This is a genomic window from Empedobacter sp. UBA3475, assembly GCF_002378465.1.
GTDB classification, from domain to species: Bacteria; Bacteroidota; Bacteroidia; order Flavobacteriales; family Weeksellaceae; genus Empedobacter; species Empedobacter falsenii_B.
In genome coordinates this window covers 7,804-32,435 of record NZ_DFRA01000001.1, presented here as the reverse complement: position 1 = coordinate 32,435, position 24,632 = coordinate 7,804, and the positions used below count along the sequence as shown (strand labels likewise).

At 33.3% G+C, this 24,632-nt stretch carries 23 protein-coding genes and 1 pseudogene; 11 read left to right on the top strand and 13 right to left on the bottom strand.

Annotated features, from left to right (window positions below; genetic code table 11):
* Positions 1-8 precede the first annotated feature (8 nt).
* A pseudogene (locus B3I31_RS00155) lies at positions 9-2,224 on the top strand (cation:proton antiporter).
* A gap of 89 nt (positions 2,225-2,313) precedes the next feature.
* On the opposite strand, the gene gyrB reads toward B3I31_RS00155, so the two are convergent.
* From gyrB to B3I31_RS00140, 3 genes are all read right to left on the bottom strand, one after another.
* Positions 2,314-4,257 carry a DNA topoisomerase (ATP-hydrolyzing) subunit B gene (gene gyrB, locus B3I31_RS00150; protein WP_125349786.1) on the bottom strand — a complete coding sequence of 648 codons (1,944 nt, stop codon included), beginning with the start codon at positions 4,255-4,257 and terminating at the stop codon, positions 2,314-2,316.
* 490 nt (positions 4,258-4,747) lie between these two features.
* A complete protein-coding gene (rsmG, locus tag B3I31_RS00145; RefSeq protein WP_125349806.1) occupies positions 4,748-5,374 on the bottom strand; it encodes a 16S rRNA (guanine(527)-N(7))-methyltransferase RsmG in 627 nt (208 codons plus the stop codon).
* 6 nt (positions 5,375-5,380) lie between these two features.
* Positions 5,381-5,827 carry a GAF domain-containing protein gene (locus B3I31_RS00140; RefSeq protein ID WP_038332644.1) on the bottom strand — a complete coding sequence of 149 codons (447 nt, stop codon included), beginning with the start codon at positions 5,825-5,827 and terminating at the stop codon, positions 5,381-5,383.
* A 95-nt stretch (positions 5,828-5,922) separates the two neighbouring features.
* Between B3I31_RS00140 and xrtF the strand changes: the two genes are divergently transcribed.
* Both xrtF and B3I31_RS00130 read left to right on the top strand, forming a co-directional pair.
* Positions 5,923-6,465 (top strand): exosortase family protein XrtF, encoded by a 543-nt coding sequence (gene xrtF, locus B3I31_RS00135; RefSeq protein ID WP_286495528.1) that lies wholly within the window; start codon positions 5,923-5,925, stop codon positions 6,463-6,465.
* Complete coding sequence (locus tag B3I31_RS00130; protein ID WP_286495527.1) at positions 6,455-6,901, top strand: exosortase F system-associated membrane protein; 447 nt, start codon at positions 6,455-6,457, stop codon at positions 6,899-6,901. Before xrtF ends, B3I31_RS00130 begins: the two co-directional genes overlap by 11 nt.
* A 14-nt stretch (positions 6,902-6,915) precedes the next feature.
* On the opposite strand, the gene B3I31_RS00125 is transcribed toward B3I31_RS00130, so the two are convergent.
* Genes B3I31_RS00125 through B3I31_RS00110 form a run of 4 tightly spaced genes read right to left on the bottom strand, consistent with a single transcriptional unit; the run spans position 6,916 to position 8,823 of the window.
* Positions 6,916-7,452, bottom strand: a complete 537-nt coding sequence (locus B3I31_RS00125; RefSeq protein ID WP_286495525.1) for a hypothetical protein — start codon at positions 7,450-7,452, stop codon at positions 6,916-6,918.
* Positions 7,453-7,454: 2 nt separating this feature from the next.
* Positions 7,455-7,769, bottom strand: coding sequence for a hypothetical protein (locus B3I31_RS00120; RefSeq protein ID WP_219034412.1), 315 nt, complete (start codon positions 7,767-7,769; stop codon positions 7,455-7,457).
* Positions 7,770-7,781: 12 nt separating this feature from the next.
* Entirely contained in the window at positions 7,782-8,531 is a 750-nt protein-coding gene (gene rlmB / locus B3I31_RS00115; RefSeq protein WP_219034413.1) for a 23S rRNA (guanosine(2251)-2'-O)-methyltransferase RlmB, read from the bottom strand.
* 28 nt (positions 8,532-8,559) lie between these two features.
* Positions 8,560-8,823 carry a hypothetical protein gene (locus B3I31_RS00110; protein ID WP_221854513.1) on the bottom strand — a complete coding sequence of 88 codons (264 nt, stop codon included), beginning with the start codon at positions 8,821-8,823 and terminating at the stop codon, positions 8,560-8,562.
* A 43-nt stretch (positions 8,824-8,866) separates the two neighbouring features.
* Here B3I31_RS00110 and B3I31_RS00105 point away from each other — a divergent pair, with 43 nt between their 5' ends.
* The 3 genes from B3I31_RS00105 to B3I31_RS00095 all read left to right on the top strand — a co-directional run bounded on the left by B3I31_RS00105 (position 8,867) and on the right by B3I31_RS00095 (position 12,841).
* Positions 8,867-9,661, top strand: a complete 795-nt coding sequence (locus B3I31_RS00105) for a thymidylate synthase (protein ID WP_286495524.1) — start codon at positions 8,867-8,869, stop codon at positions 9,659-9,661.
* Between the two features lie 89 nt (positions 9,662-9,750).
* Positions 9,751-12,285: a M1 family metallopeptidase gene (locus B3I31_RS00100; RefSeq protein WP_286495522.1), complete on the top strand. Its 2,535-nt coding sequence runs from the start codon at positions 9,751-9,753 to the stop codon at positions 12,283-12,285.
* A gap of 67 nt (positions 12,286-12,352) precedes the next feature.
* Positions 12,353-12,841, top strand: coding sequence for a dihydrofolate reductase (locus B3I31_RS00095; RefSeq protein WP_115001867.1), 489 nt, complete (start codon positions 12,353-12,355; stop codon positions 12,839-12,841).
* Between the two features lie 59 nt (positions 12,842-12,900).
* Here the strand turns inward: B3I31_RS00095 and B3I31_RS00090 are convergent, their stop codons facing one another.
* The 6 genes from B3I31_RS00090 to B3I31_RS00065 all read right to left on the bottom strand — a co-directional run bounded on the left by B3I31_RS00090 (position 12,901) and on the right by B3I31_RS00065 (position 18,596).
* Entirely contained in the window at positions 12,901-14,235 is a 1,335-nt protein-coding gene (locus tag B3I31_RS00090; RefSeq protein WP_180905208.1) for an MFS transporter, read from the bottom strand.
* Between the two features lie 18 nt (positions 14,236-14,253).
* Positions 14,254-14,886, bottom strand: coding sequence for a bifunctional nuclease family protein (locus tag B3I31_RS00085; RefSeq protein ID WP_038332620.1), 633 nt, complete (start codon positions 14,884-14,886; stop codon positions 14,254-14,256).
* A gap of 108 nt (positions 14,887-14,994) precedes the next feature.
* Complete coding sequence (locus B3I31_RS00080) at positions 14,995-15,951, bottom strand: electron transfer flavoprotein subunit alpha/FixB family protein (protein WP_115001872.1); 957 nt, start codon at positions 15,949-15,951, stop codon at positions 14,995-14,997.
* Positions 15,952-15,977: 26 nt separating this feature from the next.
* The gene (locus B3I31_RS00075; RefSeq protein ID WP_115001874.1) at positions 15,978-16,724 is read right to left on the bottom strand and encodes an electron transfer flavoprotein subunit beta/FixA family protein; all 747 of its coding nucleotides are present in this window, start codon (positions 16,722-16,724) and stop codon (positions 15,978-15,980) included.
* 68 nt (positions 16,725-16,792) lie between these two features.
* On the bottom strand, positions 16,793-17,626 hold the full coding sequence (gene tatC, locus B3I31_RS00070; protein ID WP_115001876.1) for a twin-arginine translocase subunit TatC: 834 nt from the start codon (positions 17,624-17,626) through the stop codon (positions 16,793-16,795).
* Positions 17,627-17,630: 4 nt separating this feature from the next.
* On the bottom strand, positions 17,631-18,596 hold the full coding sequence (locus B3I31_RS00065; RefSeq protein WP_125349795.1) for a KpsF/GutQ family sugar-phosphate isomerase: 966 nt from the start codon (positions 18,594-18,596) through the stop codon (positions 17,631-17,633).
* A 164-nt stretch (positions 18,597-18,760) separates the two neighbouring features.
* Here B3I31_RS00065 and recQ point away from each other — a divergent pair, with 164 nt between their 5' ends.
* The 5 genes from recQ (at position 18,761) to B3I31_RS00040 (ending at position 24,604) form a co-directional block, all read left to right on the top strand.
* Positions 18,761-20,962 carry a DNA helicase RecQ gene (gene recQ, locus B3I31_RS00060; protein ID WP_291051262.1) on the top strand — a complete coding sequence of 734 codons (2,202 nt, stop codon included), beginning with the start codon at positions 18,761-18,763 and terminating at the stop codon, positions 20,960-20,962.
* Positions 20,963-21,028: 66 nt separating this feature from the next.
* A complete protein-coding gene (gene gpmI / locus B3I31_RS00055; protein WP_291047204.1) occupies positions 21,029-22,564 on the top strand; it encodes a 2,3-bisphosphoglycerate-independent phosphoglycerate mutase in 1,536 nt (511 codons plus the stop codon).
* A gap of 27 nt (positions 22,565-22,591) precedes the next feature.
* The gene (locus B3I31_RS00050) at positions 22,592-23,014 is read left to right on the top strand and encodes a BT0820 family HAD-type phosphatase (RefSeq protein ID WP_280045217.1); all 423 of its coding nucleotides are present in this window, start codon (positions 22,592-22,594) and stop codon (positions 23,012-23,014) included.
* Positions 23,011-23,820: a type I methionyl aminopeptidase gene (gene map / locus B3I31_RS00045; RefSeq protein ID WP_115001887.1), complete on the top strand. Its 810-nt coding sequence runs from the start codon at positions 23,011-23,013 to the stop codon at positions 23,818-23,820. The genes B3I31_RS00050 and map overlap by 4 nt, the downstream gene beginning before the upstream one ends.
* A 34-nt stretch (positions 23,821-23,854) precedes the next feature.
* Entirely contained in the window at positions 23,855-24,604 is a 750-nt protein-coding gene (locus tag B3I31_RS00040) for a class I SAM-dependent methyltransferase (protein ID WP_257468107.1), read from the top strand.
* Positions 24,605-24,632 lie beyond the last annotated feature (28 nt).

Genomic DNA, 24,632 nt, shown 5'->3' with positions numbered 1-24,632 from the left:
GTTCAATCATGATGTATTTTATTGTGATTAAAGCAGAAGAAATGGAAGCTGGGAAACATGTTGTTCATGCTGCAAATGGAAGCAATTACTTCAATGATTTCATCAACAGTATTACACATAATATTGGACACCCTCTTGCTATTTTATTAGCACAAATTGTGACCATTATATTTACCGCAAGAGTTTTTGGATGGATATTTAATAAAATTGGACAACCAACTGTAATTGGAGAAATTATTGCAGGTATTTTCCTTGGTCCTTCTTTCATTGGAATGCATTTCCCAGAATTTTTCGGAGATCTTTTCCCAAAAGAATCATTAGGAAACTTAGAATTTATCAGTCAAATCGGTTTGATTCTATTCATGTATGTCATCGGAATGGAATTAGACCTTAAAGTGCTAAAGAAAAATGCACAAGACGCCATAGTTATTAGTCACGCGAGTATCATTATTCCATTTACACTTGGTTTAGCTCTAGCTGGATTAATTTATATGGAATTTGCTCCAGAAGGAATTAACTTTCTATCATTTGCCCTTTTTATCGGAATTTCGATGAGTATTACAGCCTTTCCCGTTCTGGCTCGTATTGTACAAGAACGCGGGATTAGCAAAACTCGTTTAGGTTCTATTGTAATTACTTGCGCTGCTGCCGACGATATCACGGCTTGGTGTTTATTAGCCGCGGTTATCGCAATTGTAAAAGCTGGCTCATTCATCAGTTCATTGTATGTTATTTTACTAGCAATTGTTTACGTTATCGCGATGGTTCGTTTCGTTCGTCCTTTCCTAAAGAGAATTGCAGACGTACATTCGAGCAAAACAACGCTTACAAAACCTATCATTGGAATCTTTTTCTTGGTCTTAATTATTTCTTCATACTTAAGTGAAATCATAGGAATTCATGCATTATTTGGAGCTTTTTTAGCTGGAACAATTATGCCTGAAAATGTGAAATTTAGAAATTTATTCATCGAAAAAATAGAAGATGTTTCATTGGTTTTATTACTTCCGCTGTTCTTTGTTTTTACAGGTTTAAGAACACAAATTGGATTATTAGATAGTCCACATTTATGGCAAACTGCGGGAATGATTATTTTGGTAGCTGTAACAGGAAAATTTGTTGGAAGTGCAGTAGCCGCTAAATTTGTTGGGCAAAACTGGAGAGACAGTTTGACCATTGGTGCCTTAATGAATACACGAGGTTTGATGGAATTAGTCGTGTTAAACATTGGATATGATTTAGGTGTCTTAACACCAGAAGTTTTCGCTATGATGGTGATAATGGCTTTGGTCACAACTTTTATGACAGGTCCAGCTTTAGATTTAATCAATTGGATTTTTCGAAAACAAAAGACAGAAAATGAACTTTCTGAAATTAGTCAAAGTCAGAAATATAAAATATTAATTGATTTTCAAACACCTGAAAAAGGTGCTGAATTGTTACGAATAGCTAATAGCTTTATCAAAAAACAAGACGAAAACTCACTTGTTTCCGCAATTCATGTGATGAAAAGTAGCGAAGTGCAACATTTCAATCTTGAAGATAGAGAAGCAGAAATTTTTGAACCGATTATTGAGGTTTCCGAAGAATTACATCAAGATGTAACAACCATGTTCAAAGTTTCTACAGATATGGTTTTTGAGACAATTGATATTGCACAAAAAGGTGATTACGATTTGATGTTGATGGGTGTTAGAAATTCTATTTATTCAGGTTCGTTATTAGGAAATATTTTAGGATTTACGACAAAAATTATCGATCCAGATATTTTGATTGGTCAAGTTACTGGAAAAGAAAACATGTTTGATCATTCAATTTTCAACGAAAGAACGAAACAATTATTGAACAAATCAACAGTTCCTGTTGGTGTTGTTTTGGATAAAAATTTCACAAAAGCTGAAAAAGTTTTTCTTCCTTTTTCGGAAATAAAGATGCCGATTTACTGAAATATGCACAACGTTTAATCTCGAATAGCGAATCTCAAATTATTATTGTAGACGTGAGCGGTTACACAAAACGTCATTCAGAAGTAAAAGAAATTATTCGTAGTATCGAAAATATTGCTCCAAATCATATTAGTCTTTCGTACAAACAACAACTGGATAAAGAGTTTTTAGATGAAATGGATTTGATGATGATTAGTATGAAAAGTTGGAAAAACTTAATCGAAACAAAAAGTATTTGGATTTCCAATGTACCAACAACATTGATTATTTCGGAGTAAATCTTCTTCATTCAAGATTTATATATTCAATTACAAAAAATAAATCCAGCTTAAAAGCTGGATTTATTACTTTATATTATTCAAATCGATTAAACATCAATTTTTGCATAGTGTGCATTTTTCTCGATAAACTCACGACGAGGCGGTACATCATCACCCATCAACATAGAGAACACGCGATCTGCTTCTGTTGCATTGTCAATCGTTACTTTACGCAACGTTCTGTGCTCTGGATTAAGAGTTGTATCCCATAATTGCTCTGCGTTCATTTCCCCAAGACCTTTGTATCGTTGAATTGTAACTCCTTTACCAGAACCATCTGTAGAAAATTCTGCAGTTAAACGTTCACGATCTTTTTCATCCCAAGCATATTCTGCTTTCGCTCCTTTTTTGATTAAATATAAAGGTGGCGTTGCAATGTAAATATGTCCTTGCTCAATCAATTCTTTCATGTAACGGAAGAAGAATGTCAAAATTAATGTCGCGATGTGAGAACCGTCGACATCGGCATCGGTCATAATTACAACCTTGTGGTAACGTAATTTTGAAATATTAAGTGCTTTCGAATCTTCTTCAGTTCCGATTGTTACACCTAAAGCTGTATAAATATTTTTAATCTCTTCGTTATCCAAAACTTTGTGCGCCATCGCTTTCTCTACATTCAAAATCTTACCACGCAATGGTAAAATTGCTTGAAAATGACGATCACGACCTTGTTTTGCCGTTCCTCCGGCAGAATCTCCCTCGACTAAGAATAACTCAGATTCTTCTGGCTTACGAGAAGAACAATCCGCTAATTTCCCTGGCAATCCGCTTCCTCCCATAGGATTTTTGCGTTGTACCATTTCACGAGCTTTCTTCGCTGCCTGACGAGCTTTTGCTGCTAAAATTACTTTATCAACAATTTGTTTTGCTTCTGTTGGATTCTCTTCTAAGAAATTCGTTAACATTTCTGCCACGATTTTATCAACCGCAGGAGAAACCTCAGAGTTTCCTAATTTCGTTTTCGTTTGACCTTCGAATTGAGGCTCCATTACTTTTACCGAAATCACTGCTGTTAATCCTTCACGGAAGTCATCTCCAACGATTTCAACTTTTTCTTTTGCAAGATTAAAGTTTTCTTCAGCATATTTTTTCAATGTACGTGTCAATGCACGACGGAAACCAGATAAATGTGTTCCACCTTCGTGTGTATTGATGTTATTTACATACGAATGTACATTTTCGTTATACGATGTATTGTATCGCATTGCAACCTCAACTGGAATTCCATCGCGTTCACCTTCCATGAAGATTACTTTGTCCATAATAGATTCGCGGCTACCGTCGATAAACTCAACAAATTCTTTTAATCCTTCTTCAGAATGAAAAGTTTCTGTTACAGGATTTCCATCAGCATCTTTTTCGCGTTCATCAACCAATACAATATTGATTCCTTTGTTCAAGAAAGCTAACTCACGCAAACGATTTGCTAAAGTAGAATAGTTATATGTTTGTACTTCTTGGAAAATTGTATCATCTGGCGTAAAAGTTACTGTTGTACCACTTTTATCAGTCGTTCCAACTTCTTTTACATCGTACAAAGGTTTCCCTTTCGAATATTCCTGAATATATTGTTTTCCGTTCTTGAAAACTTCTGCCGATAAATGGTTAGAAAGTGCATTAACACACGAAACTCCAACACCGTGCAAACCTCCAGAAACTTTGTACGTATCTTTATCAAACTTACCACCTGCACCAATTTTCGTCATTACAACTTCTAATGCAGATTTTCCTTCTTTTTTATGTAAGTCGACAGGAATACCACGTCCGTTATCTTCGACACGAATCGAGTTTCCTTCTAAAATTGTTACCTTGATTGTATCACAGTATCCTGCTAAAGCTTCATCAATAGAGTTATCAACAACCTCGTAAACTAAGTGGTGTAATCCTCTAACTCCGACGTCTCCAATGTACATCGATGGACGAAGACGTACGTGCTCCATTCCTTCTAACGCTTGGATATTATCCGCCGTATATGTGTTATTACTCATAATATGTCTCTAACTTTTTAAAACAAACAAATATAGTGAATTTTGACGAGAAAACCTCTTAAAAAGAACTTAAAGTATTGGATAAAATAACGTTTTAAAATTTAATTTTTGGATTAATTCAATAATTATTGTGTTTAAACTTTTTTACTAAGCAAAACGTGATATAACTCTTTAATCTCTTTTTATTTTCATTTTTTTCTTGATAAAAAAACGAAACAAAAAAATCAAGGTTATAAATCTTTGACTAAAAATTATCAACACTTCGATAATGATTTAAAAATTCACATACGTTCATTAAATCATTTATAACCTACGCTTATTCAATTTTATTAACGTCAAAGCTTTAAATACCATTATTTTTAAACCTTAAAAAAAAGAAAAATAGCTGAATAATTAAAAATCACTATTTGAAAGTTTAAACAAGATTATTGTTAAAATAAAAAACCGAAATCAAATTGATTTCGGTTTTCAAGTATATAATTTCTATAAATTAAATATCTTTCTTTTCTAAATAAACGACTTTCTTCGTTTCGAAGAAATCTTCGTCAAAAAAGTTTTGAATATCAAACAAAACAGCATTTGGAAAACCTGCTAATTCTTCTGTCAAATCACCTCCTTTTAGATATAATAAGCCATTAGGAAAAGGATTAATCGCTTCTTTTTTAAATTTTCCTCGAATCCATTCTGCGAATCTTGGCATTGCTGTCACCGCACGAGAAACCACAAAATCGTATTTATCTGTTAATTCTTCGGCACGTTTTTGTTCTGCTTTTACGTTCGTCAAACCTAAACCGTCAGCCACACCTTTTACAACCTTGATTTTTTTTCCGATAGAATCTACCAAATGAAACTGAACATTCGGAAACAAAATTGCCAACGGAATTCCTGGTAAACCACCTCCAGTTCCTACATCCAGAACAGAAGAACCATCTGCAAATTCCATCACTTTTGCAATCGCTAAAGAATGTAAAATATGGTTCGTATAAATTTCATCAATATCTTTTCGAGAAACAACATTGATTTGATCGTTCCATTCTTTGTACAAATCACCAACTTTCGAAAATTGTTCGATTTGTTTTTCCGTTAAATCAGGAAAATATTTTAAAATTAAATCAATCATTGCTTAAATAATTTCTGAAACTCGCTGACAAACGTAATCTAACAACTTTGTATCGTCTTCTGTAAACGGATTAATTTTATGCGAATCGATATCAATTTGACCAATATTTTCTCCATTTTTGAAAATTGGAACAACAATTTCAGCTTTCGTTTCAATTGAACAAGCCAAATAATTATCTTGTGCATAAACGTCTGGCACAACAAAAGTTTCGTTAGATTCTGCCACTTGCCCACAAATTCCTTTACCATAAGGAATTATTGTATGATCGGTAGCTGCACCAACATAAGGTCCAAGTTTTAGTTCATTTTTATCTCCATTCTTGAAATAAAATCCCACCCAATTATAGTATTCAACTTCGTCACTCAACAATTGACAAATCTTTTGTAATCTATCTTCCGTAGAAATTGCGCTATCAATTATGACATCCACGCGTTTATGTAAATCTTGCATTTTGTTACTTCTAAAAAAGCAAATTTATTGATTAATCATAACTTAATCAAAAGTTGACGTTTTTCATTTATATTTGTTCAAGATTTTTTAACCAAATGAAAGAATTTAAACCTTTATTGTTATTCCTTGCACGTTTTTTAGGAACTTACATTATTTTAAGTTTAGCTTATAAATTGTATTTGGATCAATATTTACCGCACAATACCCCTGATCCATTTACAAAATTAACATCTGATGTAACAGCTTTTGGTTTGAACAAATGTGGTTTTTTTACTTTTTCTAATATTGCAGAAAATCAGCCTTGGATGCGTTTGGTAATGGACGGACAAGTGGCGTCTATTGTAAATGAAGGTTGTAATGCGATTTCTATTCTGATAATTTTCGTAGCGTTTATCGTTGCTTTTTACACGAATTTCAAACAAACTTTTTTGTTTATTTTATCTGGTTTAGCAATTCTTTTTGTGATGAATATTTCGAGAATTATGTTGTTAAATTATATTTTTAGATACCACGCAGAATATGGTAAAATGGCACACGATTATCTGTTTCCTGCAATTATTTATGGTTCAATCGTGATTCTTTGGATTGTTTGGATCAAATTTTTTGTAACAAAATACAATAAGCAAAATGCTAAATAAATATTTACGTTACGCAATTGCAGTTTTACTTGTTTTTGGATTAATATTAGTCCGAAAATTTGAAGATGTTTTATTTTATGATCCTTTCCTAAAATACTTTCATTTTGTTGGTCATTCAAAATTCCCTGAAATTGATTTACCAAAATTGAACGCAAGTCTGATGGTTCGCTATCTAATCAATACATTATTAACGGTATTAATTGTTTGGTTTATTTTCTGGAAAAAAAGTTACGTTAAATTCTCTATCATTATTATGATTATTGGATTAATCGTTCTTTTACCAATCTATAATTATTTGATTTCAACACATTTTTCATCAGGCGAAATGGTTTTCTTTTATGTGAGAAGATTTCTCATTCAGCCCATGTTTTTATTAATTTTAGTTCCTTGTTTTTATTACCAAGAAATACAACATAAAAAAACGGTCGAAAATTAATTTTCGACCGTTTTTTATTTTTTATTTTGACTTTGAAAAATATCTTCCAAAAATTTTATTTTTTCTTCTTCAGACATCGGTTTTTCTCCATTATCATTTAAAGTAATCCCTGTTAATTTATTATTACGAACCGAAAATAATAAATATGAATTTAAATCTATATTTCCTTTTACTTTCTCCTTAAATATTCTCCAAATTATATAATTAGAGTTTCTCTTTAATTCTGATACTAATACTTTTTCTCCGGTTTTCCAATAATCAGTCTCCCATTTATAATATTTCTCTAAAAGTTCACTTTCAGACAAACCTGTTTCATAAAATTCATATTTTTCTGGTTTCGCTACGACAATCATTAAGCTAACATCGGTTTTCTTATTAACAAAATGATATTGACTTGAACTTTTAAGTTGTCCTTTATGTTCCCATTTTCCAGGGAATTCAAAATATTCTTCATTAATGATATAATGAGAAACTTTTTGAGCATTAACAAAATTTGAAAAAAATAATATTACAAAAAGAAATGTAATTTTTAAAAAACTATTTGCTTTCATAATTACAATCCCGATTCTTCTTTTTCTTGTTGCGCATCTAACTTTGCTTGCTCTTTTGCAGCTGCTTCTTGTGCTTTTTGTTCTGCAACTTTACGTTTTTCTTCGTTTGCAATTTCTGCATTCGCTTTGTTCACTGCTTTGTATTTGTACAACCAACCTAAGAATCCACCAAGTATAAATCCAACTCCAGCACCTCCTGTTATTCCGACTAAAAATTCTTTGTCCGCAAATAATCTTGAGATATCTAAATTTGTAAAATAGTACATTGCAACGCTAATCGCAATCAACAAAAATCCAATAAAAGTAGAATAGGTCATCGTTATATGTTTTTAAAATAAATCTTGTAACATTCTTTGGCGAACAGCTTCGTACAAAATCGCTCCAGCCGCAACCGAAACATTCAGTGAAGCAGTTTGTCCAGCCATAGGCAATTTAATAATTTTATCCGAAATTTTAATAATAGAATCCGAAACTCCATCTTCCTCACTTCCCATCACAATAGCTGCAGGAACAGAGAAATCTGCATCATAAATAAATTCTGCTGATTTTTCAGAAGCACTAAAAATTGAGATTCCAGCCGATTGTAAATATTTAATAACATTCACTAAATTTCCTTCTTTACAAACCGGAATATTGTACAACGCTCCTGTCGAAGTTTTGATCGCATCTGCATTTACAGAAGCCGAACCTTTTGCTGGAATAATAATTGCATCAACACCAACACATTCTGCTGTACGAGCGATTGCACCAAAATTACGAACATCAGAAACACGATCTAAAATCAAGATAAAAGGTGTTTTTCCTTGTTCCCAAATTTGAGGTAATACATTTTCGATTGAATCAAATTCGATTGGCGAAATAAATGCATAGACTCCTTGGTGATTTTTTCCTGTAAAACGATTTAGTTTTTCTACAGGTACATAACTTACAGGAATTTCATATTCAGTGATTAATTTTCTCAATTCAGAAAAAATTTCACCTTGTAAACCTTTTTGAATAAAAATTTTGTCGATTGTTTTCCCTGCTTCAATCGCTTCTATTACTGGTCTTAAACCAAAAATTCCCGCTTCGTTTTTCATAAGTGCAAAGATAAAAAATTATACGTAACTATTTACCTATCCTTCTCTTCAATTGTTGTAAATAATTTGGAAAGCTCATATACAACATGCAACCAATAACAATTAGCGAAATCATTGAGATTAAATTTAGTTTGATATGAACAATTTTTGACACAAAAACAACCACCAAAACAACATTAAATAAAGTTTGGAAATAAAAATGTTGCGCAATTTTTCGTCCAAAATCTGATTTGCTATACGAAGCAAAAAACATAAAAAGCACTAAAATTGTAAAAATTAAACTAATTTTCATTCTAAAAAAAATCACTAAATTTGAAAGGTTAAATATACTCAAAATGCAACAATATCACGATTTATGTAAAAAGGTTTTAGCAGAAGGCGCTTTTAAAGAAGACAGAACGGGAACAGGAACTAAAAGTATTTTTGGTTACCAAATGCGTTTCGATTTGTCGAAAGGTTTCCCTTTGGTGACGACTAAAAAATTACATTTAAAATCGATTATCTACGAATTGTTGTGGTTTTTGAAAGGTGATACGAATATCAAATATTTAACAGATAATGGTGTAAGAATATGGAACGAATGGGCTGACGAAAATGGTGATTTAGGTCCTATTTATGGTCATCAATGGCGTTCATGGGGGAAACCAAATGGAGAAGTTGTTGACCAAATTAAAGTTGCGATTGATCAAATAAAAAATAATCCTGATTCACGTAGAATTATAGTTTCTGCTTGGAATGTTGGAGAATTAGATCAAATGGCTTTAGCTCCATGTCATGCATTTTTTCAGTTTTATGTGAATGATGGAAAATTATCGTTGCAATTGTATCAACGTAGTGCAGATATTTTCTTAGGTGTTCCATTCAATATTGCGTCATATGCGTTATTACAAATGATGGTTGCACAAGTTTGTGATTTAGAAGTCGGCGATTTTGTGCATACTTTTGGAGATGCACATATTTACAAAAATCATTTTGAACAAGTTGAACTACAATTAACACGCGAAGCTTTTCCTCTTCCAACAATGAAAATCAATCCGAATGTAAAGGATATTTTTGATTTTACATACGAAGATTTCGAATTAGAAAATTATCAAGCTCATCCTCACATCAAAGGAATTGTAGCAGTTTAATCATAAAAAAACACTTAAAGTCTCCAAATTGGAGGCTTTTTTTGTAACTTTTCGAGAAAATTATCAACCAATAGAAATAAATTTTTACGATGAAAAAACGAATCCTTTGGCTTTCATCAGCCTTTATTATATCAAGTCTTACTTATGCGCAAGTAATGACGCCACCGCCGAGTTATAACGAAAACCAAACGAACAAATTAGATATTTATCGTGCAGAAGCAGAACGAATTAATAATCTTGTTCATACCAAATTGGATCTTAAATTTGATTATGCAAAAGAGCACGTTTTAGGTGAAGCTTGGGTAACATTGAAACCACATTTCTATGCTACAAACAAAGTTACATTAGACGCAAAAGCAATGTTGATTAGCGAAGTCGCTTTGGTAAATGGTGCTACAAAAAAAAAATTAAATTATAAATACGATGATTTACAATTAGTCATCGATTTGGATAAAGAATACAAAAAAGATCAAGAATATACACTTTACATCAAGTATACAGCGCGTCCAAACGAAGTAAAACAAGAAGGAAGTGCGGCCATAAACGATGCAAAAGGTGTTTATTTTATCAATGCAAAAGGTGAACGACCAAATTATCCAACTCAAATTTGGACACAAGGCGAAACTGAATCTTCTTCTTGTTGGTTCCCGACAATTGATAAAACGAATCAAAAAACTTCACAAGAAATCACGTTAACATATCCTGATAAATATGTTTCATTATCAAATGGAACAATGAAATCTTCGAAGAAAAATTCGGACGGAACAAAAACTGATTATTGGAAATTTGATAAAAAACATGCGCCATATTTATTCTTTTTCGGGATTGGAGATTACGCAGTCATCAATGATAAATGGAAAAATATCAATGTTGATTATTACGTAGAACCAGAATATAAAGATGTTGCAAAGCAAATTTTTGGTAATACACCAGAAATGATTCAGTTCTTTTCTGATAGATTAAACTATCCTTATCCTTGGGATAAATATGCACAAATGACGGCTCGCGAATATGTTTCTGGAGCTATGGAAAATACAACAGCTTCTTTATTTCATGATGGTGTTCAGCAAAAAGCTGGTCAATTAGTCGATGAAAACACTGCTGAATATGTTATTGCGCACGAATTATTTCACCATTGGTTTGGAGATTTAGTTACGGCTGAAAGTTGGGGAAATTTAACAGTGAATGAATCGTTTGCTAATTATTCTGAATATTTATGGTTTGAATATAAATACGGAAAAGAGAAAGCGGATGAGCATCGTTACAACGAAATGTTTGGTTATAAACAAGGCGATGGACCAACGAAAAATTTGGTTCGAGTTCATTACAATTCTCGCGAAGACATGTTTGATGGTGTTTCGTACAACAAAGGTGGAATTATCTTACATATGTTGAGAAACTTCTTAGGAGATGATGCTTTCTTCAAAGGTTTGAACAAATATTTGAAAGATAATGAATACGGAAAAGCTGAATCTACTCAATTACGATTGGCTTTGGAAGAAGTTTCTGGTCGTGACTTAAATTGGTTTTTCAATCAATGGTATTACGAAAATGGTCATCCAAAATTAACAGTTGTTTCAGATTATTCTTCAGCAAATAAAAAAATAAAAGTTGTTGTTCGTCAAGATGCTTCAAAATTATTTGAATTTCCTTTTGCGATTGATATTGTCGAAAATGGAAAAACAACGCGTCAACAAGTTTGGGTTCCAAAACAAGCCGAAACTGTTTTCGAATTTGCAGCAAACCAAAAACCTGATGTCGTTATTCCAAATGCGGATCAAGTTTTATTAGCAGATATCGACGATAAAAAACCTGTTGAAGATTTTATTGCGCAATACAAAGCTGGAAAAGGAAATTACACGACACGTTTATTAGCGATTGAAGCAATGGCAAATGCGCAAGCAACTAATCCAAAAGCGGCTGATGCCTTGGTTAATGCTTTAGATGATTCATTTGATGGATTAAGAATTTATGCGATTCATAAATTGGACACAAAATCAAAAACGATTGTTGATAAAGCTTCATCAAAATTAAAACAATTGGCTTCTAATGATCCTAAAACATTGGTTCAAGCGGCTGCTTTAAGTGCTTTGAATGATGCCAATATTTATGATGTAGCAATTTTCGAGAAAGCTTCAAAAAGCCCTTCATTTAGTGTTCAAGGAGCCTCGTTAACTGGAATCTTAAAAAATAATCCTTCAAAAATTAATGATTTAACAACTAATCTTGATAATGAAGTGATTAAAGGTTCACCAGATTTAGCAATGGCATTAGTTCCGACTTGGATCAAAAATAATCAATTGGATAAAGCTGCTTTAATTTCGGAATCTGCTGCGATGTATGAATTCGTAAAATTCCAAGATCCAGAAAAAGGAAAAATTGCTGAACAAGCTTTCAATTGGATTATGAACAATGACACACCAGATGCAACGGCTGAAATTGCTAAAACATATTCGCGTTATTATCCATATTTGAAAGAACAAAATCCACAAGCAGGACAAGCTGTGAAAATGATGGCTGAAAAAGCATTGCAAGTAAAAACGAATGCTGCAAAAACAATTAAATCAGCAACTATTGCAAAACAAGTGGAGCAATTACAAGATGCTATAAATAAAATGAAATAATTCACTAAAATTATTATATTTGTTAAGCTATCCTTGCAAGAGGATAGCTTTTTTTACCTTATAACTTATGATAAACATTGTAGTAGCAAAAGCAAGCAACAACGTAATTGGTGCAAAAAATGATTTGATTTGGCATTTACCAAATGATCTGAAACATTTCAAAAGTATAACTTCTGGGCATCCTATTATTATGGGACGAAAAACGTTCGAATCATTGGGTAGACCTTTACCAAATCGTACCAATATTGTTGTGACAAGAGATCAGAATTGGAATACAGAAGGTATCGAAATTGCGTCTTCTTTACCAAAAGCAATAGAAGTTGCGAAAAAAATTGACGATGATATTTACATTATCGGTGGTGGAAATATTTACAAACAAGCGATGGAATTTACTGATATTTTGTACATCACAGAAGTTCATCACGAATTTGATGGAGACACTTATTTCCCAGAAATAGACTTGGACGAATGGGAAGAAGTAGAACGAGAAGATTTCAAAAAAGATGAAAAACATCCATATGCTTACTCGTTTGTGACGTATAAAAGAATAGATTAGAAACTTTCGTGCATAAAAAAAGCAAGAATTTTGATTCTTGCTTTTATATTTTTTACACCTTAATGTTTTACATCTTGTACTTCGTCTGGATTGTGTTTGTATTTGAACACAATTGCGAACAATACCGTAACAACTAATGCGTAGCCTGCGAAAATAAACCAAGAATGTCTCCATCCTTCTAGCTGCAATGTCAAATCAGTTTGACTATACACTAAATGATTCACGATGTATTGTGCAATTAACATTCCGATTGTTGCTCCAAAACCATTGGTCATCATCATAAAAACTCCTTGTGCAGAAGAACGAATTTCTTCGTTTGTTTCTTTGTCTACATACAACGAACCTGATACATTGAAAAAATCGAAAGCGATTCCGTAAACAATCATTGATAAGATAAACATCCAAACGCCAGATCCTGGATCTCCTAATCCAAATAATCCGAAACGTAAGACCCAACCTACCATTGCCATCAACATCACGATTTTGATTCCGAATCGTTTTAGCACGAAAGGAATTAATAAAATACACAATGTTTCAGAAACTTGAGACAACGAAATTAAAGCATTTGCATTACTTGCTCCCCACGTATTGGCATAATCTGGAATATCCTTAAACGTTGTGATAAATGGATTTGCATATCCATTTGTAATTTGCAAAGAAACGCCTAAAAGCATTGAAAAGATAAAGAAAATTGCCATTTTTCTATCTTTAAATAATGCAAAAGCTTTTAAACCAAATGCATCAGAAATAGATTGTTTTTCAGAACTTTTGTTAACTGGGCAATTAGGTAATAAGAAACTGTATAAAAACAATATAACTCCTAAAAATCCAGATACAAAGAACTGATAATAATTGGATTGAAAACTTACGAATGTTGGATCACTTGAAAAGTTAAATCCAAAAACACCATCTTTAAATCCAGAGAAATTAACAAATAACATCGCTACAATAAAACCAACTGTTCCAAACGTTCTGATTGGAGGAAAGGATTTGATTGTGTCTAAATTATTTTGTTTTAAAATTGTGTAGGCTGTTGAGTTAGAAAGGGCGATTGTTGGCATAAAGAACGCCACACTAACCGAATAAAGTGCGAAGATTGTTGTAAAATCTACATCGTTTCCAGCTGTCATTCCGTAATAACCTGCTGCAAACATAAAAATCGCAGCTAATAAATGATTCAATCCCAACAAACGTTGTACAGGAATCCATCTATCCGCTACAATACCCATTATTGCGGGCATAAAAATCGACACAATACCTTGCATCGCGTAAAAAAGACCAATTTTTGGACCTAAGCCAACTGATCCTAAGTAATTTCCCATAGAGGTTAGGTATGCTCCCCATACCGCAAACTCAAGGAAACTCATGATTGTAAGTCTAAGCTTTACAGACATAATTATTTGAAATAGTTATTAGTTTCCCATGTTATCGATTTGATCACGAAGGCGAGCTGCCAATTCATAATCTTCATTCTTCACAGCTTTTTCCATCTCAGTTTCAAGTTCAGATTTTGTCCAACCTTCATATTCGTTGATATCAGACAAATCATTTTCCAAACCAGCCAAGATATCCAAATCATCTTCGAAGTTATTTGCTGCGCGACGTATATTTTCTTCTTCTTCAATAACGTCCAAATGAATTCCAGCTTTTTCTACAACATTATCATAGGCATAGATAGGTGCATTGAAACGAACAGCCAATGCAATTGCATCAGAAGTTCTCGAATCAATCTCGGCACGTTGTCCATCATCATTCACAAAAACAATATTCGAATAAAAAACACCATCTTCTAATTTATAAATATAAATAGAATCAACATTCAATTGAAATTCTTTTCCTAATGAAATAAACAAATCGTGTGTTAATGGACGAGGTGGATTAATATCTTTCTCTAAAGCTAATGCGATTGATTGTGCCTCAAAGCTCCCAATAATAATTGGCAACTTTCTTCCTCCTACATTTTCCTCTAGAATCAACGCATATGCGCCAGTCTGAGTTTGACTGTAAGATATTCCTTTAATATTTAATCTAATTAAATTGTCCATTTGGGCGTAAATCTATGAAAAACTGATGAATATTTAATCTTTTTTTAATGAATAAAAAAAATCCGAACCACCTAAATGATTCGGATTGAATTTATAATCTTAAAATGATTAAGCTTGACCTTTATATTTTTTTAACTCTTCAGTTAATTTAGGAACAATCTCAAAAGCATCTCCTACGATTCCGTAATCAGCCGCTTTAAAGAAAGGCGCTTCTGGATCATTGTTGATGACAACAATTGTTTTAGATCCATTAACTCCAGCTAAGTGCTGAATAGCTCCTGAAATACCAACTGCGATATATAAATTTGGCGCAATTGCTTTTCCTGTTTGTCCTACGTGCTCAGCATGCGGTCTCCAACCAATATCAGCAACTGGTTTAGATGATGCTGTAGCAGCTCCTAAAACTTTTGCTAAATCTTCGATCATTCCCCAGTTTTCAGGACCTTTCATTCCACGACCTGCAGAAACAACAATATCCGCTTCTTTCAAATCGATTTTATCAGAAGAAGCCATTTCTGTTGAAACAACTTTTACTTTTGCATCTGCATCAGAAACTGATACTGAAGCTGATTCTTCTGAACCTGAAACTGCATTTTCTTTTGCTCCGAATGCGTTTTGTAGAACTGTAACTACAACTTTTCCTGAAACTGCAACAGTTTCTACTCCTTTTCCAGAGAATGCTTTACGTGCAACTGTGAATGGAGAAACTGCTGTTGGAGATTTTTCTACATTTGTTACTAAAGATGCTCCTGTTTTGTATGCTAAAACTGGTGCTATAGTCGCTCCTTCGTTTGTTGATGGTAAAACCACAACATCTCCTTGAGCAACTTCAGCCAAAGCTTTTGCGTAAGAATTTGCATCAAATTTTGCTAAAGCTGCATTATCAACTTTAACTACTTTAGATGCTCCATATTTATATAATTCGTCAGCAGTAGCATTTCCAAAAACGATTGCTGTAACAGTATCTCCAGCAACATCAGCTGTAGCTTTTGCGTAAGAAACTGCTTCTAATCCTGCTTTTTTATATTTTCCGTCGTGTGACTCTGCGTATACAAAAATTGCCATTTTTTAATTTCTTTTTAGGTGAATAATTAGATTACTTTAGCTTCTTCGTGTAATAATCTTACCAATTCTGCTACATTGTCTTTGTCGATTAATGTTACATTACCTCTTTCAGCAGGTTTTACATAACCAACAACTTCAACTTTAGTTTCTGTCGCTTCTGGTGCAACAACTGCGATTTGTTTTGTACGCGCTTGCATAATTCCACGCATATTAGGAATTCTTAATGCAGCCTCGTCAACCAATCCTTTTTGTCCTGCGATAACAGCTGGTAAAGTAACTTCTACAGTTTCTTTTCCTCCGTCAATTTCACGAACAGCTTTTGCAGAAGAACCTTCTACATCAAGACCGATACATCCGTTTACAAAACCATAATCTAACATTGCAGCAACTAATCCTGGTACAGAACCTCCATTATAATCAATTGATTCTTTTCCTGTCAATACTAAATCAAAACCACCATCTTTAGCAGCTTTTGCGATTTGTGTAGCAACAAAGAAATCATCGCGAGCATCAGCATCAATACGAATTCCATCATTCGCACCAATCGCTAAAGCTTTACGCATAACTGGATCTACAGTTGCATCTCCAACAGTTAAAATTGTAACAGTAGCTCCTTGTTTTTCTTGTAACTCTACTGCTTTATTTAAACTAAATTCGTCGTGCGGGTTAATAACGAACTGAACACCATTTTTATCAAATGATTTTCCGTCAGCTGTGAAGTTGATTTTTGCTGTAGTATCTGGTACACTACTAATACAAACTAATATCTTCATAATTTTGTGTTTACTTTTTCTTTTATGTAAAAATAACTAATTTATTTTATTATGCAAGCATAACATTGTTAATTCTTTACTAAGTCGTTACTTTTCGCTTTCAATTGTTTTTTATAAACTGAATTTGAAACCAATACACTTAGTTCGTACAATAACCAAAGAGGAATTGTAACTAAAATCATACTGTACACATCGTTTGGTGTAATTGCAGCTGCAATCACTAATACAACAATAAATGCGTGTTTACGGTATTCTTTCAAAAATTTTGGTGTTAAGATTCCAATACTCGTTAAGAAGTAAACGAAAACAGGCATCAAAAACATAACTCCCATCGATAATAATAATTGAACAAATAAATCGATATAACTTGGCAACGTCCATGTATTTCCTACACCAAAAGGATCGTAAGTGAATAAAAATTGTGTACACAATGGTAGCAACATATAGTAACTAAATAAGACTCCTGTTACAAAGAAAAACGAAACAGCGAAAATGGTAAATCCTGCATATTTTCGTTCAGCTTCTTTTAATGCTGGTTTTACAAATCGCCAAATTTCAAAAATAATATAAGGAATTGCGATAATTACACCACACACAATTACTGCAAAAAATTGTGAAGTGATCTGTCCTGATGGATTAAGATTGGTCAATTCTTTCGAAATATCAAATGATTCGGTATAAATTTTTCCGAAACCTGTTAATTCACCAAATTGATTAAAAATATCAAACGTTGGAAAAGTTGATTTTAATGGAGCCATAATCACATGTTCCACCAATTCGTCCCAATAAATAGCGACTGCAATAGATGTAATCACAATTGATAAAATAGAACGAACCAAATGTCCTCTCAACTCACCAATATGAGCCAAAAATGACATACTCGATTTTGTATTATCTGCCATACGCTTATTCGATTCCTTCGTTTAAAATTGAGTGAATATCCAAAATTCCATAATAATGATTTTCTTCATCAACCACCACCAATTGTCCAATACTGTTGTGACGAAGAATCGCTAAAGCTTCTCTTGCTTTTTCAGCTTTTTTGATTGTTTTCGGATTCATTGAAGCAATATCTTTCGCAGTTAAATGTGCAAAAGTTTCATTATTTAATAACATTCGGCGCAAATCTCCATCTGTTATCACACCAACAATTTTATCATTATCAATCACAACTGTAATTCCATGACGACCTGATGTTAATGAATTAATGACTTCTGTAATCGAAGAATCTGGATGCACAGAAGGTTTTCTTTCTGGATCAACAATATTTTCTACTGTCCACAATAATCGTTTTCCTAAAGCTCCACCTGGATGATATTTTGCAAAATCGTTTTGTGTAAACGCTCTCAATTTCATCAAAGCTACCGCCAATGCATCACCCATTACCAATTGAGCCGTTGTAGAAGTTGTTGGTGCCAAATTTACGGGACAAGCTTCTTTATCAATATTAACATCCAAAACAATGTCTGAATTTTTTGCTAATTCTGATTTCAAATTTGATGTTAAACCAATCAAAACTGATGCATATTGTTTAAGAATCGGAGCCAAATATGTAATCTCTGGCGTATTTCCACTTTTCGAAATACAAATCACCACATCTTCTGGTCGTACAAGACCCAAATCGCCATGAATAGCTTCCGTCGCATGTAAAAATTGACTTGGAGTTCCGGTAGAATTTAAGGTTGCTACAATTTTATTTGCAATGTGTGCACTCTTTCCTACTCCAACAACTACCAACTTTCCTTTCGTGTTATATATCGCATTTACCGCATCAACAAAAGACTCGCTAATACGAGAAGCTATTGCTTCCAGCGCTTGAATTTCTTCTCGAAATACCCCTTGCGCTATTTGTATTAATTCTGAATTTTCCACAATAAAATTTCTATTGTCTATTTTTAAAATTTTTCGTACTTTTACTCTCCTTTTTTATTTACACTCAATTATATATAAATCATATAAAATTTATGTGTATATTTAAGAGTTATCAAATATAGGAACTATTTAATTTATAATATTAATTTTAGTCTTTTGTGTAGATGGAAGCCACTTCGAAAAACTTAACATCTTACCTAAAAAAATATTTTGGTTTCGACCAATTTAAAGGACAGCAGCACGAAATCATTACAAGCTTACTAAATAAAGAAGATGTATTTGTTTTGATGCCAACTGGAGGAGGTAAGTCTTTATGTTATCAATTACCGGCATTAATGTCAGATGGAGTCGCGATTATTGTGTCCCCTTTAATCGCGCTGATGAAGAATCAAGTAGACGCTATACGTGGAATTTCTGAAAATGATGGAATTGCCCACGTATTAAACTCATCTTTAAACAAGTCAGAAACGAAAACAGTTATGACAGATATTAAAGATGGAGTAACTAAAATGTTGTACGTTGCACCCGAATCTTTGACAAAAGAAGAATACATCGATTTCTTTAAATCGGTAAAAATTTCTTTTTTTGCTATTGATGAAGCGCACTGTATTTCTGAATGGGGACACGATTTTCGACCAGAATATCGTAATCTAAAAGCGATTATCAACAAAATTGGTGATGCGCCAATTATTGCTTTAACTGCAACAGCAACACCAAAAGTACAAGAAGATATTCAGAAAACTTTGGGAATGCAAAGCGCTAAAGTTTTTAAAGATTCTTTTAATCGTACGAATTTATTTTACGAAATCCGCCCAAAGGTTGATCAAGACAAACAAATCATCAAATTTATCAAACAAAACGATGGTAAATCTGGTGTCATTTATTGCTTGAGTCGTAAAAAAGTTGAAGAAATTACGCAACTTTTACAAGTAAACGGAATCAATGCCATTCCTTACCATGCAGGTTTAGACGCCAAAACACGTAGCAAACATCAAGATATGTTTTTGATGGAAGATGCAAGTGTCGTTGTCGCTACAATTGCTTTCGGAATGGGAATTGACAAGCCAGATGTACGTTTTGTGATGCATTACGATATGCCAAAATCGTTAGAAAGTTATTACCAAGAAACTGGTCGTGCAGGTCGCGATGGTGGTGAAGGTGTTTGTATTGCTTTCTATGATTATAAAGATATCGAAAAGTTAGAAAAATTCTTAGCAAGTAAACCTGTTGCAGAACGCGAAGTTGGAATGCAATTACTTTCTGAGGTTGTAGCATATGCCGAAACTTCGATGTCGCGTCGTAAATTTTTGTTACATTATTTTGGAGAAGAATTCGACGACAAAAACGGCGAAGGGGCAAATATGGACGACAATATGCGCAATCCTAAAAAAATGATTGAAGCAAAAGATGATGCAGTAATTGCATTAGATGTTGTTCAGAAAACAAATCAAAAATTAAAATTAAATGATGTTGTAAATGTTATAGTTGGTAAAGAAACTTCTATTACAAAATCATATAATTTGAGCTCTGAAGATTTCTTCGGAATTGGAAAAGCAAAAGAAGATTATTATTGGAAATCTATTTTACGCCAATTAATTGTACGTAATTTATTAGAGAAAGAAATCGAATCATATGGTATTTTAAAAATTACCAAATCTGGAAAAGATTTCATTAGTAAGCCAACTTCTTTTGAAATTGCCGAAGATATTGATTTCAAAAAATTATTATCAGAAGGTAGCTTTGAAAAAGAAGAAACATCTTCTGCACCTATTGCTTTTGATGATGTTTTATTGAAACAATTGAAAGATTTACGTAAAAAAATCTCTAAAAAACATCAAATTCCACCTTTTGCAGTTTTCCAAGATTCGAGTTTAGATGATATGACAATGCAATATCCAACAACAGTTAAGGAGTTAACAAATGTGTTTGGTGTTGGAGAAGGGAAAGCTCAGAAATTCGGAAAAGAATTTGTAGATTTTATTGCGCAATATGTTAAAGACAACGACGTTATTCGACCTGAAGATATGGTGATTAAACAAGTTGCTGACAAATCGAGTCACAAAGTTTATATCATTCAATCGACAGACAGAAAGTTAAATCTTGAAGATGTTGCGGAAGCAAAAAATATGACGATGAGCGATTTACTTTCAGAAATGGAAAGTATCGTTTATCAAGGAACAAAATTAAATATCAATTATTATATTGACGAAGTTTTGGACGAAGATCAACAAGAGGAAATTTATGAATTCTTGATGGACGCAGATTCTGACTCAATGTCATCATTATTAGATGAATTTGGTGACGATTATGATGAAGAAGAATTACGTTTAATGCGTATCAAATTCATCAGTGAAGTCGCAAATTAAACCATACAAAAAATAAACTTTCAGCCCAAGGAATGCTTATCTTTGGGCTTAATTATTACAAGAAAAATGAACAATAAAGCAATATTAATGATTTTGGACGGATGGGGAATTGGACCAAACCCTGCTGTTTCTGCAATCGCGCAAGCAAATACACCTTTTGTAGATAGCTGTTTCGAGAAATTTCCACATTCTACGTTGGATACGTTTGGTTTAGCCGTTGGTTTACCAGAAGGACAAATGGGGAATTCGGAAGTTGGACATATGAATTTGGGTGCTGGACGCGTAGTTTTCCAAAACTTAGTTCGAATCAATATGGCGGTTGAAAACGGAACGTTACAAAACGAACCTATCTTAAAAGATGCTTTTCAATATGCTTTAGAGTATAACAAAAAAGTACATTTCATTGGTTTAGTTTCTGATGGTGGTGTACACTCACATATCAATCATTTGAAAGGTTTGTTAGATGCAGCAAATCAATCAGGTTTACAACAAAATGTTTTTGTACATGCTTTCACAGATGGTCGTGACACCGATCCAAAATCTGGCGAAGGATTTATCACAGAATTGATGAATCACATGACAAAATCAACAGGAGAAATCGCTTCGATTACTGGTCGTTATTATGCAATGGATCGTGATAAACGTTGGGAACGTGTGAAATTAGCATTCGATGCAATGGTAAATACAGTTGGTAAAACAACAACAAATCCATTAGAAGCAATTCGTGCATCTTATAATGAAGGCGTAACAGATGAATTCATCAAACCGATTATTGTAACGGATGGAAATGGTCAACCAAAAGCTAAAATCGAGAATGATGATGTAGTGATTTGTTTCAATTTTAGAACTGATCGTGGACGTGAAATCACAGAAGTTTTAACGCAACATGATTTTCCAGAATTTGGAATGCATAAATTAAATCTAAAATATATCACTCTTACAGAATATGATGCTACATATACTGGAGTTGCGGTAATTTTTGATGAGAAAAATATTGTAAATACGTTAGGAGAAGTTATTTCTAATGCTGGTCGTAAGCAAATTCGTATTGCTGAAACTGAAAAATATCCACACGTAACATTTTTCTTCAATGGTGGTCGCGAAGAACCTTTCGTTGGTGAATCTCGTGTTTTATGTGCTTCGCCAAGAGATGTTGCTACTTACGATTTGAAACCAGAAATGGCTGCATATGATATTACAAATGCAATTGTACCAGAAATCGAAAAAGAATCAGCGGATTTCATTTGTCTTAACTTCGCTAATACAGATATGGTTGGACATACAGGTGTTATGTCTGCGGCAATAAAAGCTGCTGAAGTAGTAGATTCTTGTGCGGAGAAAATTGTAAATGCAGCTTTAGAACATGGTTACAATGTGGTGATTTTGGCTGATCACGGAAATTCAGATTTTATGATGAACGAAGATGGATCACCGAATACGCAACATACAACGAATCCTGTTCCATTTATTTTGGCTCAGAAAAATATCGAATGGAATGTTGAGCATGGTAAACTTGGAGATATTGCACCAACTATCTTAACTTTGATGGGAATTGAAATTCCAACTGAAATGACTGGAAACATTATTGTTCAAAAAAAATAACCTAAATAACTTTAAATACTTACAAACATGATTAATAAAATTATTGCTGTTGACTTTGATGGAACTGTGGTAGATGATAAATATCCAGAAATTGGAAAAGCTAAAATCTTCGCTTTCGAAACATTGAAACAATTACAAAACGACGGATATCGCCTTACTTTATGGACTTATCGTAGTGGTAAATATTTAGACGAAGCTGTTGAGTTTTGCAAACAAAATGGTATAGAGTTTTATGCCATCAACAATAGTTTTGACGGAGAGGATTTTGATAAAAATACGCAAAGTCGAAAAATAAATGCCGATATCTTTATCGACGATAGAAATTTAGGAGGTTTCCCAGGTTGGAGTGACGTTTATCAAATCATTACAAAAAAGATTGAATTAAGTGTTCACGCAAACGGGCAAAAAGCTCCTGAGAAGAAAAAGAAAAGAGGATTTTTCGGATTATGATACATTTAAAAAGTAAAGAAGAATTAGAACTAATGTACCTAAGCGCTCAATTGGTTTCAAAAACCTTGGGTATGTTAGCCAAAGAAGTAGTGCCTGGTGTTACAACCAATCATTTAGATAAATTAGGAGGCGAATTTATTCGCGACAATGGTGGATATCCTGCATTTTTAGGAATGTACGATTTCCCTAAAAACCTTTGTATTTCTCCAAATCAACAAGTTGTTCATGGAATTCCAAACGATGAACCACTTAACGAAGGAGATATTGTTTCGGTAGATTGTGGTGTTTATATGAATGATTTTTACGGAGATCACGCTTATACATTTGCAGTTGGTGAAGTAGATGCTGAAACTGAAAAATTATTACGCATTACAAAAGAATCTATGTTCAAAGGAATAGAACAAATGAAAAAAGGTAATCGCGTAGGTGATATTGGTTTTGCAATTCAACAATATTGTGAAAAAGAAGGTTACGGAATCGTTCGTGAATTAGTTGGACACGGATTAGGTCGTAAAATGCACGAAGAACCACAAGTTCCGAATTATGGACGTCGTGGATCTGGTAAAAAAATTGAAGAAGGAATGGTGTTAGCCATCGAACCAATGGTAAATATGGGAACTGAAAAAGTCTTCTTTCATCCAGATGGTTGGACGGTTACAACGCGCGATGATAAATATTCGGCTCACTTCGAACACGATGTTTGTGTAGTGGATGGCGAACCAAAATTATTGTCAACTTATCAGTTTATTTACGATGCTTTAGGAATCGTATCTGACGAAGAAAAACCATTTTTATTCAAACCTTAAGAAAACTTTTGTGAAAAAGCTTTTAAAAAAAATCATGAATATTCTACCTCGTCCTTTATTAATACAAGGTAGTTATATTATTCGTCCTGTTTTAGTTTGGTTTATGAAAGGAAATCGCTTCGTAGACCCAATTGATGGACAAGGTTATTATAGTTTGTTGCCTTATGGTTACGAAAAACAGCGTGATAATGTACTTTCACCCGGAACTTTTTCATTAGAAAGACATCGCTTGATGTGGTTGTACCTAAAAAATGAAACGTCTTTCTTTACTGAAAAAGCTAAAGTTTTGCACATTGCTCCAGAGCAATCTTTTATCAAGCGTTTTCGTGCGATGAAGAATTTAGAATACATCACAAGTGATATAGAATCGCCTTTGGCAGATGTAAAAGCAGATATCTGCGATTTACCTTTTGGTGATGATACATTTGATATCATTTTTTGTAATCACGTTTTGGAACATATTCCTGACGATCACAAAGCGATGAGCGAATTATTTCGTGTCATGAAACCAGGAGGTTGGGGAATTCTGCAAGTTCCAATTTCGTATCAACGTGATGTAACGTACGAAGATCCAACGGTTACAACAAAAGAAGAACGTAAAGAAAAATTTGGACAATATGATCACGTTCGTGTTTATGGTTTAGATTATTACAAACGTTTGGAAGATGTAGGATTTATTGTAGAAAAAGCAGATTACACCAAACAAATTCCTTCGGAAGATGTACTAAAATATTGTTTAGAAAAAGGTGAAATTTTACCAGTTGTTCGCAAACCAGCGGTATAATTCATTTAAAAATAGTCAAAATAAAAGC

Bases quoted from the DNA above. Each gene is read 5' to 3' on its own strand.
- gyrB (WP_125349786.1), bottom strand. From the start codon at position 4,257: ATGAGTAATAACACATATACGGCGGATAATATCCAAGCGTTAGAAGGA.
- B3I31_RS00140 (WP_038332644.1), bottom strand. From the start codon at position 5,827: ATGCAAGATTTACATAAACGCGTGGATGTCATAATTGATAGCGCAATT.
- xrtF (WP_286495528.1), top strand. From the start codon at position 5,923: ATGAAAGAATTTAAACCTTTATTGTTATTCCTTGCACGTTTTTTAGGA.
- B3I31_RS00130 (WP_286495527.1), top strand. From the start codon at position 6,455: ATGCTAAATAAATATTTACGTTACGCAATTGCAGTTTTACTTGTTTTT.
- B3I31_RS00125 (WP_286495525.1), bottom strand. From the start codon at position 7,452: ATGAAAGCAAATAGTTTTTTAAAAATTACATTTCTTTTTGTAATATTA.
- B3I31_RS00120 (WP_219034412.1), bottom strand. From the start codon at position 7,769: ATGACCTATTCTACTTTTATTGGATTTTTGTTGATTGCGATTAGCGTT.
- rlmB (WP_219034413.1), bottom strand. From the start codon at position 8,531: ATGAAAAACGAAGCGGGAATTTTTGGTTTAAGACCAGTAATAGAAGCG.
- B3I31_RS00110 (WP_221854513.1), bottom strand. From the start codon at position 8,823: ATGAAAATTAGTTTAATTTTTACAATTTTAGTGCTTTTTATGTTTTTT.
- B3I31_RS00105 (WP_286495524.1), top strand. From the start codon at position 8,867: ATGCAACAATATCACGATTTATGTAAAAAGGTTTTAGCAGAAGGCGCT.
- B3I31_RS00100 (WP_286495522.1), top strand. From the start codon at position 9,751: ATGAAAAAACGAATCCTTTGGCTTTCATCAGCCTTTATTATATCAAGT.
- B3I31_RS00095 (WP_115001867.1), top strand. From the start codon at position 12,353: ATGATAAACATTGTAGTAGCAAAAGCAAGCAACAACGTAATTGGTGCA.
- B3I31_RS00090 (WP_180905208.1), bottom strand. From the start codon at position 14,235: ATGTCTGTAAAGCTTAGACTTACAATCATGAGTTTCCTTGAGTTTGCG.
- B3I31_RS00085 (WP_038332620.1), bottom strand. From the start codon at position 14,886: ATGGACAATTTAATTAGATTAAATATTAAAGGAATATCTTACAGTCAA.
- B3I31_RS00080 (WP_115001872.1), bottom strand. From the start codon at position 15,951: ATGGCAATTTTTGTATACGCAGAGTCACACGACGGAAAATATAAAAAA.
- B3I31_RS00075 (WP_115001874.1), bottom strand. From the start codon at position 16,724: ATGAAGATATTAGTTTGTATTAGTAGTGTACCAGATACTACAGCAAAA.
- tatC (WP_115001876.1), bottom strand. From the start codon at position 17,626: ATGGCAGATAATACAAAATCGAGTATGTCATTTTTGGCTCATATTGGT.
- recQ (WP_291051262.1), top strand. From the start codon at position 18,761: ATGGAAGCCACTTCGAAAAACTTAACATCTTACCTAAAAAAATATTTT.
- gpmI (WP_291047204.1), top strand. From the start codon at position 21,029: ATGAACAATAAAGCAATATTAATGATTTTGGACGGATGGGGAATTGGA.
- B3I31_RS00050 (WP_280045217.1), top strand. From the start codon at position 22,592: ATGATTAATAAAATTATTGCTGTTGACTTTGATGGAACTGTGGTAGAT.
- map (WP_115001887.1), top strand. From the start codon at position 23,011: ATGATACATTTAAAAAGTAAAGAAGAATTAGAACTAATGTACCTAAGC.
- B3I31_RS00040 (WP_257468107.1), top strand. From the start codon at position 23,855: ATGAATATTCTACCTCGTCCTTTATTAATACAAGGTAGTTATATTATT.